At 38.1% G+C, this 11,922-nt stretch carries 6 protein-coding genes and 1 rRNA gene; 4 read left to right on the top strand and 3 right to left on the bottom strand.

Annotated elements, in window-relative coordinates:
• Positions 1-105 precede the first annotated feature (105 nt).
• The 3 genes from rrf to AC1DSL_RS13415 all read left to right on the top strand — a co-directional run bounded on the left by rrf (position 106) and on the right by AC1DSL_RS13415 (position 7,154).
• A 5S ribosomal RNA gene (gene rrf / locus AC1DSL_RS13405) occupies positions 106-221 on the top strand.
• An 885-nt stretch (positions 222-1,106) separates the two neighbouring features.
• On the top strand, positions 1,107-5,189 hold the full coding sequence (locus tag AC1DSL_RS13410) for a S8 family serine peptidase (RefSeq protein ID WP_477532543.1): 4,083 nt from the start codon (positions 1,107-1,109) through the stop codon (positions 5,187-5,189).
• Positions 5,190-6,179: 990 nt separating this feature from the next.
• Positions 6,180-7,154, top strand: a complete 975-nt coding sequence (locus AC1DSL_RS13415; protein ID WP_477532544.1) for a DMT family transporter — start codon at positions 6,180-6,182, stop codon at positions 7,152-7,154.
• 99 nt (positions 7,155-7,253) lie between these two features.
• Here AC1DSL_RS13415 and AC1DSL_RS13420 read toward each other — a convergent pair whose 3' ends face one another.
• Positions 7,254-8,489 (bottom strand): MFS transporter, encoded by a 1,236-nt coding sequence (locus AC1DSL_RS13420; RefSeq protein ID WP_477532548.1) that lies wholly within the window; start codon positions 8,487-8,489, stop codon positions 7,254-7,256.
• Positions 8,468-9,511, bottom strand: a complete 1,044-nt coding sequence (locus tag AC1DSL_RS13425; RefSeq protein WP_477532545.1) for an ArsR/SmtB family transcription factor — start codon at positions 9,509-9,511, stop codon at positions 8,468-8,470. Before AC1DSL_RS13425 ends, AC1DSL_RS13420 begins: the two co-directional genes overlap by 22 nt.
• 177 nt (positions 9,512-9,688) lie before the next feature.
• Here AC1DSL_RS13425 and AC1DSL_RS13430 point away from each other — a divergent pair, with 177 nt between their 5' ends.
• Positions 9,689-10,684, top strand: a complete 996-nt coding sequence (locus tag AC1DSL_RS13430; RefSeq protein ID WP_477532546.1) for a DMT family transporter — start codon at positions 9,689-9,691, stop codon at positions 10,682-10,684.
• Between the two features lie 78 nt (positions 10,685-10,762).
• On the opposite strand, the gene AC1DSL_RS13435 is transcribed toward AC1DSL_RS13430, so the two are convergent.
• Entirely contained in the window at positions 10,763-10,996 is a 234-nt protein-coding gene (locus AC1DSL_RS13435) for a hypothetical protein (protein ID WP_477532547.1), read from the bottom strand.
• Positions 10,997-11,922: the final 926 nt, after the last annotated feature.

The following is an 11,922-nucleotide window of genomic DNA, read 5'->3' on the forward strand; positions in this document are numbered from 1 at the left end:
TGTGCAGCTGACGAATACTAATCGATCGAGGACTTAACCAAAATGAATTTGAATGGTTTTCAATGACCCGTTTATCCAGTTTTGAGTGAACAAACACTCAAATAGTCTAGTGATAATGGCAAAGAGGTCACACCCGTTCCCATACCGAACACGGAAGTTAAGCTCTTTAGCGCCGATGGTAGTTGGGGGTTTCCCCCTGTGAGAGTAGGACGTCGCTAGGCAAAATAAGAAACCGATACCTTCCGAGGTATCGGTTTTTTTGTGTTGTTTTTTAAGCTTAGTACGAAGGTGTGCGAGAAAGAGGAGGAACAAATAGTTTGAGGAAACAAAGGGATGAGAATCGGAGCGTATAATATACGCGAGACTCGAAGACCTGCGGTTGACGAAGAAATCTGCCGTTCATCGTCTTTCGCAGCCTAGCGCCGATGGTAGTTGGGGGCGCCCCCTGCAAGAGTAGGACGTCGCTAGGCAAGTAGAAAACCGTTACCTATTAAAAGGTATCGGTTTTTTTGTGTTCATTTATGTATGAGTGATTAAGATGTGTGGAGTAGAAGTAAACAAAGTAATGGGGCTTAGAAAACTGGCTTACCAATTCTTTATGCAGCGTAAGCTGAATAATAAAAAATCTCCCTTTAGACTTCGCACTCTAAGTAGCAATAACCATCCACATCGTTACTTAGAAGAATGATAACCTCACTATGTAGGTCTTACGTTTTGGCAATCCCTTTTACAAACTAAATCCATCAATTGCCTGGTCTATTTCGTCCTGAGATATCCCAATATAACGATCTTGTTGTGCAGGATAACCATCTTTTGTAATATCATGTCGATATTCCTTAAAGTATTGTGCAAACTCAATAGTAGCTTGGTCATATTACGTAAAGAGTTTACTAGATATAAACTATCGATTTGGAATTTTCAGTCTTATTTCGACAAAAAACACTATTATGTATGCTATGTTAAATAATAACAACAAGAATTTCGCAGCAGACACCATTGAGTACCTATACTAATTTGTAGAAAGGGGGCAAGGGGTGCTTTTTTATGTACTTCTTGAAGAAGTAGGGCGCTGTCGCTATAAAAATTGGAGGGGGATGAAGTTGAAGATGAAAAAGAAGGGTAATCTAAAAAAAATGTTCAGCATTGTTGCGACATTACTCATGGTACTTTCCTTAATTGTACCGGGAATAGCAACTGCGGAACCAAATAAAAAACTGCACCAATCATTAAATGACTCTAACGTACTTTCAGGAAACAAATTGAGCAGTAGTTTACTAGAAACATTCGAACAAGAGGACAGAGTTACTTTTCTCATAAAATTTAAAGAGAGTGCAGACACGGAAAAAGTAGCAGAGCAAGCAAAAAAAGATGCCGGTAATGCAAATCTTTCGGCAAAAAAATCACAGCTCATGCAACGTTCCGCTGTTGTATCTGAATTGAAAATGACATCTCTTGAATCGCAACAAAATGTAAAACAGTATTTGGACATGCAAGTTAAGGCAGGGAACGCTAAAGATATTACGTCGTATTACATTGTTAACGGAATGGCTGTTACAGCTACAAAAGAAGTGGCGCAAAAAATAGCGACATTCGCTGAAGTTGAAAAAGTTCTACCGAATGAAACACGGGAACTATATACAACGAAAACCAAAAACGCAGTAACACCTGATTCCAATATCGCCAATGTAGAATGGAATGTTGACAGGGTCAATGCCCCTAAAGCTTGGGACATGGGTATTGACGGTTCGGGAACAGTCGTCGCGAGCATCGATACAGGTGTCCAATGGGATCACCCTGCATTGAAAGAGAAATACCGCGGCTACAATGCAGCGACAGGTGAAGTGAATCATGATTTCAACTGGTTTGATGCGACTGCAGGACAAGCAGCACCTTATGATGACCAGGGGCATGGTACACATGTTACCGGTACGATGGTAGGTGGCGAGCCAAATGGTTCTAACCAAATTGGTGTAGCACCGGGTGCGAAATGGATTGCTGTCAAAGCATTTTCAGCGGATGGGGGATCAGATAGTGATCTATTGGCAGCAGCGCAATGGATTTTGGCCCCGACAGATGCAAATGGCAATTCACGTGTCGACCTGGCACCAGATGTTGTGAATAACTCATGGGGTGGGGGTGCTGGTCTTGATGAGTGGTATCGCGACGTCGTTAAAAACTGGCGCGCTGCACAAATATTTCCTGGATTCGCAGCTGGAAATACAACGATATATAACCCAGGGGGACCAGGATCAGTAGCATCTCCGGGTAACTATCCGGAATCATTTGCAACTGGTGCGACCGACATTGACAATAAAGTGGGAGCTTTTTCCTTACGCGGTCCATCACCGTATTCGGAAATTAAACCAGATGTCTCTGCACCAGGAGCGAACATCCGTTCAGCAGTCCCGGGGAGTGGTTATGAAGGCGGTTGGAATGGAACATCGATGGCTAGTCCTGCAGTTTCGGCGATAGCGGCAATGCTCCGCCAAGTGAACGCGAACGTAACAGTCGATGAAATGGAACAGATTCTTTTAAATACGGCAGTCCCGTTGACGGATATTGAATATCCACAGACTCCGAACGATGGGTATGGATATGGACTTGTCGACGCTTATATGTCTGTTTCTGCAATCATTAATGGTCTTGGAAAGCTTGAAGGCCAAGTGGCGAAAAAAGGGGAGGATAATGAAGCCCCAACATTCACTCATACTGCGCCGATAGCTACATATGTAGGAATGGATCTCGATTTGAAAATCAAAGTGAGTGACAACATTAGCTTAGCATCCGTCGTACTGAACTACCAAGGTGCAAACGGAGAATGGAAAGCAGTGAATGCCTCTCAGAAGTCTGGAGATTATAAGTCCGGAGAATATGTAGCAACGATTCCAAGTGAGGAAATCGCTGGTGATTCGATTGTTTACAAATGGACAATCAATGACTTCGGGAATAACGAAGTAGTAAGTGAAAATCACACAATCGAAGTGAAACCAGCTATTACAGTTGGCTATTTCGAAGATTTTGAGAAGACACCAATCGGTTGGACTTCATTTGGGTTAATGGATACTTGGGAGTGGGGTGTACCGACATCCGGCCCTGGTAAAGCTGCATCTGGTGAAAAAGTGTACGCCACAAATCTTGAAGGTCCGTATGGGAATAATATGAACGCAACACTCCTTATGCCTCCAATGGATTTGCCTGAAGGAAATGCCTACTTGCAATTCAAACAATGGCATGAATTCGAGCAATCATCAGCAGGGGCAGCTTATGATTACGGACATATTTTCATATCCACTGATATGAAGGAATGGACACAACTACTCAAGATTCAAGGTCGATCAAGTGCTTGGTCTGAGACGGAAGTCGATTTGTCAGCGTATAGCGGTCAGCGCGTCTATATCGGGTTCAATGGATTTTCAGATGGAAATGTTGAAGAGGATGGCTGGTATATCGATGATGTCTCTTTAGTTGATACATCACATACTGAAAAAGTATCAGAAGGGATTAAACAAGGTGACAAAGGGAGTAAATTGAATACCGAAAAAAGTGGTCTTGATGGTGTCAAAAAGCCAAACAATAATAATTCCGACGTGATTATAGAGAAAGGGAAAGATTTATTCGAAGAAGCGATTGACCCAACAAAAATAAAACCCGCATTGCCTGAAAAAGAAACAACACTAGGCGAAGGGAATCTCAACCCGATGGTCTTACCAATTGGAGCACAAGTGAGTGTACTTGAAACAGGACGTTCAGTCTATTCAAACCTTGCTGACGGGAAGTATTCGTTAATTCATGGCATAGGTACATTTACTACGAAAGCAGAAGCTTACGGATTCCAATCTAAAGAACAAACCGTTCAAATCGAGGCGGATAAATCGACACAAGCGAATTTCATATTAGAAGAACTGCCAAAAGCAACGGTTAGTGGTACAATTACAGACAAATCAACAGGTGATGGAATCGAAGGAGTGAAATTACTTCTCCTTGAAGATGCAAATATCACACCTGTAGTGACAGATGTAAATGGTAACTATTCCATCACTGCTTATGAGGGGGACTATACGCTTGTAGTGTTTGCACGAGGTTACGGTGGTCAGAGAACTACCATTTCAATCGGCAACGATACGGCACTGGATCTTGAGCTTGAGCCGTATTATACGTACCCAGGTGGGGAAATTGGCTATGATGATGGAACAGAAGAAAATGCATATGCGTTTTTTGCAGCTGGAAATGCTTGGGGAGTGAAAATGACTCTTCCTGCTGGAAAAGAATCTGCAATCGTATCCGATGGCATCTTCCGCTTCTCGGATGAGAGTTGGCCTAGACCTGGTGGAACTGCTTTTGCAGTAGAGGTGTGGGATGCAACAGGTGCAGATGGTGCACCCGGTAAGAAACTGGCTGGTCCATTTAGCGCGAAAGCAAAACGTGACGGTACATGGACAGTCGTTGATTTGACAGAATACAATATTGAAGTTGATAGCGATTTCTACATGGTCTATGTTCAGACGCAGGGTAGAACGAATGCACCTGGACTTGCGTCAGATACAAATACCCGGAACTCTAACCGAAACTATCAATTTGATGCAGGTTCATGGACACCTTCACTTACAAGCGAAGGAAACTTCATGATCCGTGCACGTGTCATATATGAAGTGATTGAACCGGTTATTACATCTCCAGTACAAGGCTTTAGTACTAATGAAAAAAAAGGGGTAATCGAAGGAGTAGCGTCCACAACGACGACAATCCAATTGATGAATAACGGAAAAGAGGCAGGTTCTACTTTAGTTGGTGATGATGGAAAATTCGCTATCCCTATGGAATTTGTTGAAGGTGCAAATGAGATGATCGCTGTGTCGAAGATGGGTGGTAAAGTAACAGGTAAATCTGCGCCAGTTACAATCACGCTTGACACGATCAATCCTAAACTGACACTCGACAATCCGAAAAACGGAGATAAGACGAATCGTGAAACGGTGACAGTCGAAGGGACGGTTTCAGATGTCAACCTCAAATCAGTCCAAGTGAATGGTTTTGAGGCAGCAATTGTTGATGGCAAGTATTCGAAGCGGATTTTGCTTGATAATGGTGTGAACGAAATTACAGTTGTCGCAACCGATATTGCGAACAATCAAGTTTCAAAGACAGTAACAGTAACAGCAAAATTCAAGCACAAACTATCGAAACCTTAATACCGAACAAAGATCTTCATTTAATTACTGGTAAGATTGTGAAAATTGAGTTTGATAGTGAGCCAGGGCATAAGGCCAAGCTTTACCTTTTAGTAGGTTATCAAATAGCAATTAAATCCAATATCTTTCAAAATGGCTTTTTTGATCAAGGAATCTCATATTTTGCTTTCTAAATATGAGATTCTTTTTTATGTTATTTCATCATTTAATATAATAGGGCAATTTATTGCAAGACCCTAAAGGAGCTGATTATTTGATCACCATTTTAGAAAACATAAAGGAATTAACTTCTATATTAATATTCATTTCCAGCATTATTTATCGTAGGCAACTTAAGCTAACTAAGTGGAAAAGAAAACTTTCTAAAGGCGAAATGACAATGTATATAATTACTTCAATTGCAATTCCTTTTTACGGAATTACTTATTTTATTCTTCTATTGGGAACATAAATTGCGTTGTTTTATCCAGTTAAATTATTCCCTTTTGTTCAAGCCTTCTCACAAAATCCTCTATTATAAAATCAATGTTTGTAGCACTCTTTTATCAAAGTCCCAATTTCTAAATTCAGTTTGTTTTTTGTTGTAATGATAAACAGCAGTACAGTCGCACCATACTATAAGAAATCACAGGGGAATTATTTCTTGTTATTCTTGTTGTTTTCCTACTGGTTGGTTCCAGATATGCAATCGCTTTAGCTTTGGGTCACTTATTATGGAAACTCATATTGTTACGACTCTTGTTTTTATAATCTTCCGATTGGTATTATTATTGCAAACACTTTTTTCCCTGCAAAAGTTGCCATGCCCGTTGTGTTTTGTATGCTTTTTCAACAAATATTAGGTTTTCTGTTTAGTAAAGTGGTAGAAAAATATCAAGATACATAATTCGAAATCTGCAACTACTTTTAGTTAGTGGGTTGTGGAGACCAACAGATCGGATGCTTGAAGAACTACTAACCAAACATGATAGAGAGACGAGGTGAGTTCCATTGAAGTCCATTTTTATTGGTATTTGTGCTGCCTTCTTTTTTGCATTTACATTTATTTTTAATGCATCCATGGAGTTGTCTGGCGGGAGTTGGATATGGAGTGCCTCACTTCGGTACATTTTTATGATTCCATTTCTTTTGACTATTGTACTAATGAGAAGAAATCTATTAGCACTAATAAAAGAAATGCAAAAACAACCAGGAAAATGGATATTATGGAGCTTCGTTGGCTTTGTTTTATTTTACGCACCTTTATGTTATGCAGCTGCGTATTCACCTGGTTGGCTGATTGCTGGTACATGGCAAATTACGATCATTTCAGGTGCATTACTTGCACCGTTATTTTTTGAAACAATACAAACCAAGAATGGACCTTTACAGATTAGAAGGAAAGTTGCCTTTAGGGGTCTTTTCATGTCAATGATTATTCTGTTAGGTATTGTTCTAATGCAAATGGAACATGCCAAGCAACTTTCATTAGAAAATCTATTATTGGGAGTTGTCCCCATTCTAATCGCATCATTTGCCTATCCTTTAGGGAATCGCAAAATGATGGATGTATGTGAAGGGCGATTAGATGCATATCAACGAGTATTAGGAATGACGTTAGCAAGTCTACCATTTTGGCTTTTGCTTTCTTTGTATGGCTTTTTTACGGAAGGATTACCAAGTGGAGGACAAAGCTTTCAATCGTTATTGGTAGCTCTTTTTTCAGGCGTCATTGCCACGGTCTTATTTTTTATGGCTACTGATTTGGTAAGAGGAAATATGCAAAAGTTAGCTGCAGTTGAAGCAACACAATCAATGGAAGTGATATTTGCATTAGCTGGTGAACTAATATTTCTATCTATACCACTTCCTTCTCCAATTTCCTGGGTCGGTATTTTTATCGTCATCATTGGAATGATATTGCATAGTTATGTTTCAAATAAAAGAGTGGAAAATAATCTTAATCATTCATTGAACGAAAATTAAATAATAGTTGCGGTGTTGAAAGTAGGCATTGCTTTTTTACTAAAGGGCGTAGATCCGTGACGAGTATGATCGCGGTTATCGCTAGTCTATGCTACTTGGTTATGATTCCAATCTTCGCTCTGGAAAATGATGTTGTTTTAATAGAGATATAAAAAGATAAAACAAAGCAGGGAGAACAATCACCATTCCAATGATCAGGTATGTTAGACGGGTGCTGATATCCCATAATGCAGATGAGGCAAACACGATTCCTAGAGGCATTGTTATCCTAAATAAAAACAGGCGAACTGCACTAAGTTGCGTTAAGCGTTCTCGAGGGGCCTCTCGCTGAAAAATAGCGGCACTTTGAGCATTAAAAAGAGGGAATAACATTCCACCGATTAGTTCACATATCCATGCAAGGGGTACTGAATGGACAAAAAACAAGAGAATAAATGATAGACCTCCTCCAAACAAACCAAGGTACATCGTAAAAACCGTTTTCGGTATTTTAGTAAGAATTAACATTCCAATAACATAACCAATAGGAAAAGCTCCTTTGAAAATAGCATATTCCCAATCCTGTCCTTCAAGTTCACCTTGTATAAAAGGAACACTTAAAACCATTGTTGCCCCTACAGCAAATTGGACTGTCGAAGAAAGAAGCGTTAGTCGTAAAAGATTTGGGTATTTAAAAAAAGTTCGATAACCTTCTTTCAGTTCAGTCCACCAAAACTTTTTTGTCCACGTGGCGACCGTTTTCTGGCTTGACTGTGGTATTTGCGAAAGCGCCAAGAAACTAGCCAAAAACAGTATCGAAGAGATTCCATAGATGTATTCCATAGGAATGAACAACAATAATAATGAAGTTACACCTGGAGCAATAATAATCATGAGTCGCAGTGTGGTGTCCAATAATCCATTTGCATCAACAAGCTCGTCGTCTTTGCAAATATCAGGTATGAGAGCAAATGAAAGACTGGCGTAGATGGGTTGCATCAATCCCAAAATGCACTGTAGTAAAACTAATCCAACCATAATTCCAAAATCAGAATCCATTAAGTAACCAGCTAGTGGTAAAAAGTAAGCACTGGCACGAATCAACTGGATGTTTCGAAGCATTTTCTCTTTCACAACGTGGTTCAGTAATGGAGCACTAAGTCCTTGAAGTATTAATGAAGGAATAAAGTAGACTAGCCAAATTGCCGCCATCCATTCCTTTGAACCAGTTAATTCATAAAGCAGCAAACCATTAATTATCCCCCCAGCTGCTCCTCCAAATTCTGATACGACTTCACCTAACCAAAGTGATTTAAATGATTTAGAGTACTTTTTTATATTGGGTTCCCAAGGTATTGAGTTAGACGTTCAGAAAAAGCGTTAATTCGGGTCATATTTGCCTTATAGATTCCTTTATCAACCTGAATAAATTTTGCTGCTTTTAATAATGAGAGCTGATGGTGGAGAGTGGTTTTAGAGATGCTGAACTGTAAACTTAAATCTTGTAGTGATGAAGATTCTTTTACCAACTGATAAAGAATTTTCAACCGAACTTCATCTCCTAATGCTTTGTGTCCCCGAATGAGTTCTGCCGAAGGAACTCCAGGCTCCGTCAAATACTCTTCTTTTAAAGGATAGAAATATAATTTTGTGTCAGGCGTACGGACTTCTAGGGTCCATGGGCGATAAATTACCTGCGGAATCAATTTAACTGTCCAAACAGAAGGTTCCGGAAAATACCATACTCCACCCGTAATTAATTCGATTGTTTCGATAGGGTTGTTCTTATCTAGTGAATTATATTGCTTCTCCTCAAAATCTAAGGTTCGAATCCACTTTTCCCATTTTTCATTCTGGCGTATCCAGGTGTACCAATCAGTCATAAGGTTGATGAATAAAGTGCAAATTTCTTGATATGAATAAGAACCAAGATGACGGATGTATTCACCGAGATAGGCATGGTCATCAAAATAGGACGCATAAGACTCAAATGAATCGCCTTGTTTGTATTGTGCAGAAATCTCTCTACGCATTGGTTCCATCTCTCGATCCTTATAAGGCAAAACCGTTTCATAAAATTCATTTGGATTCATTTCTGAAAGCTGGAGAGAAAAATCGGTTATAGATTTTGCAGAAAACCTTTCTTGAAGCAAGATTAATCCATACCATAAATTAGTTCTTTCTATTTCATCTAAATACTTGAGGAGAATTTCAGACATGGAATCCAGATTGGACTCCCACATTTCGTCGAACTCAAAAGTATGTCTTAGTTGCGTGTGGGTAAAACCAGTAATTCCAAGAATCACCTCCCATACTTGTGAAGATTCTACTTCTATCGAGATAGTTTCTATTGGTTGCGAGGAATAATGAAAATTCATCCGAGTGCCTCCTTCATCTATGAATGTATTCTATAATAATGGAATTATAAATTCAATAATTTCCGAATTATTTAATAAATATATTACAACTAACTTTCTTAAAACTCTTACTTATTAGTTGATATTCAGTCAAAGGGGTAGATTTCCATTCAAAAGTCGTAGATGATATTCAAACTAATGGAGGGTGCAGACAATATTTGGAATGGTACAATTTATTTAAGACTAATGAAGAAAGAACGTGGTTATATGAATAGAGGGCTTTATTTGGCTTACGTATGTGCGGGTATAAATGCAGTAATAGTGGGTTTATCTTTCTTATTCACAAAAACGGCTATTAATATTTCTAACCCAATAGATACCTTAGCCTTCCGTTTTACTTTTGCTTTCATAACGGTATTGTTATTAGTAATATTTAAAATTGTAAAGGTAGATTTAAGGATAAAGTCATATTATAAATTAATACCATTAACCCTGTTTTATCCGACTTTTTTCTTTACTTTTCAAGCGTTTGGCCTTGAATCTGTACCTTCATCAGAAGCCGGGATACTTTTTGCAACCATACCAATTTTAACGACAATTTTGGCTTCATTTTTTCTAAAAGAACAAACATCAGCTTATCAAAAGCTTTCTATTTTAACCTCGGTCTTTGGTGTTTTTTATATCTTTTCGATGAAAGGCGGCACTGTTTCCATCTCAAATTGGGTAGGTATTTCATTGCTGATGATTTCGTGTATATCGCTATCAGGTTATACAGTAATGGCTCGTTCTTTATTGAAAACTTTTAAACCGTTAGATGTAACATTTTTTATGTTAGGGATAGGTTTCTTCTTTTTTAACACTATTGCAATTTATCAACATATATTAAATAAGAGCTTACAATCTATGTTTATCCCTTTGACTAACTTAAACTTTGTTGTTTCTATTTTATTTCTTGGGATTCTTGCATCTTTCGTAACGTCATTATTATCTAATTTTATTCTCTCAAAAATATCAGCGTCCCAAATGAGTGTCTTCTCCAATATGTCTACTGTAGTCTCTATTATTGCTGGAGGAGTAATATTAAATGAAAAAATATATCTATTTCATATAGTGGGCTCAGCTCTTATAATTATTGGAGTTATTGGAACCAATTTGTTGAAAGATAAGCATATTCTCAAACGGACAGTTACTTGAATTCCATAGCACTTCTCGCGATAGAGAATTAAATCTACTCATTATAGAGTAAATCTTTTATATGTATATTAAAATGTATCATAAAGTTTCTTTGGGAATTTTGAAGTTCATATAGTTGAGCTTTTTAAAAAGGTGTGCCGAGATTTCACTCGTCATGCCTTTTGCTATTTTAATTAACAATTGCTTTATTATAAGTTTAACAAGTACAACCATTATTTCTTTACTTTCTAAATAATAATAGCTACCTCTTTTTTGCATTCCGTTAGAAATAACTATTTCATCTACAATTTTTTTAAACTCAGCAGTCTCCATTAGGATTCTGGCTTTGAGGCCCTTGCTGATAAGATCGAAGTGCCAGTTGAACTAGGTGGTGCAACGACTACCCATCACTTACTGAAATTTTGTTTGACACATGCAATGATTAAAGTATTGATACATAAAGTACTTCACCCTAAATCCTCCTAACACTAATTGATTTTTAGAATTTCCCTTAATTGTAATCTATATTCAGAGTAAAGCAGCATTCATAGACAGTTAGTTCTATTAATCACGAATGGTGTTTTTGGTACAAATATCCTAGTTAAACTTCTATTCCTCGATACGAGTCCCTAGTACTATCTATCGATTTGATTCTATTAAAATTGTAATAATTGATAGAATGGTTTTAATTTTCAGTCATTTCCCCCAAGGTTAAAATGTATTGCATTCATAACTTGATAATTTATTACAAAATTTCACCCATCCAGCTTCGAAAATATGCTATTTTCCACAGGTTTTCGTGCTTTATTGACACGTACTTAAAATATTTTTTAGTTGAATGGGTCAATGGAATCGCATGGAATTCCCCCAATTTACACTGTTCTAAGAGTAGGTATAATACGAATTGTAATAATTTTCAGACAGAATGGAAGGGAATGTGATTTAGAAGAAATAATATTCTCGGGCAAGATGGCTCTAATGCCAAATTGAAAAATGTAGGAGGAATTTTGTTGAAATCAAAATTGTTAAAGCGCACTTTCTCAGTTCTATCGCGTTACGATCTTTACAAATTCTTAGCAAGAAGAGGGAGCCTATGAAAGAGAGAAAATATCGTTGGTATAGCAAAACATCGAAAACTTCAACTGCCATTGCTTTATCATTGGGTTTACTTTTCTCCTCCGTCCAGTTCGGGATCGGACCTGTTTCGGGTGCAACTGGTAAATCAGCAGAACAAATCTTAGCATCGCTCACCCCAGAAC

Source organism: Paenisporosarcina sp. P4_D4 (assembly GCF_056401835.1).

Excerpts from the sequence above, each read along its gene's own strand:
- AC1DSL_RS13410 (WP_477532543.1), top strand. The coding sequence starts at position 1,107 with ATGAAAAAGAAGGGTAATCTAAAAAAAATGTTCAGCATTGTTGCGACA.
- AC1DSL_RS13425 (WP_477532545.1), bottom strand. The coding sequence starts at position 9,511 with ATGAATTTTCATTATTCCTCGCAACCAATAGAAACTATCTCGATAGAA.
- AC1DSL_RS13430 (WP_477532546.1), top strand. The coding sequence starts at position 9,689 with ATGGAGGGTGCAGACAATATTTGGAATGGTACAATTTATTTAAGACTA.
- AC1DSL_RS13435 (WP_477532547.1), bottom strand. The coding sequence starts at position 10,996 with ATGGAGACTGCTGAGTTTAAAAAAATTGTAGATGAAATAGTTATTTCT.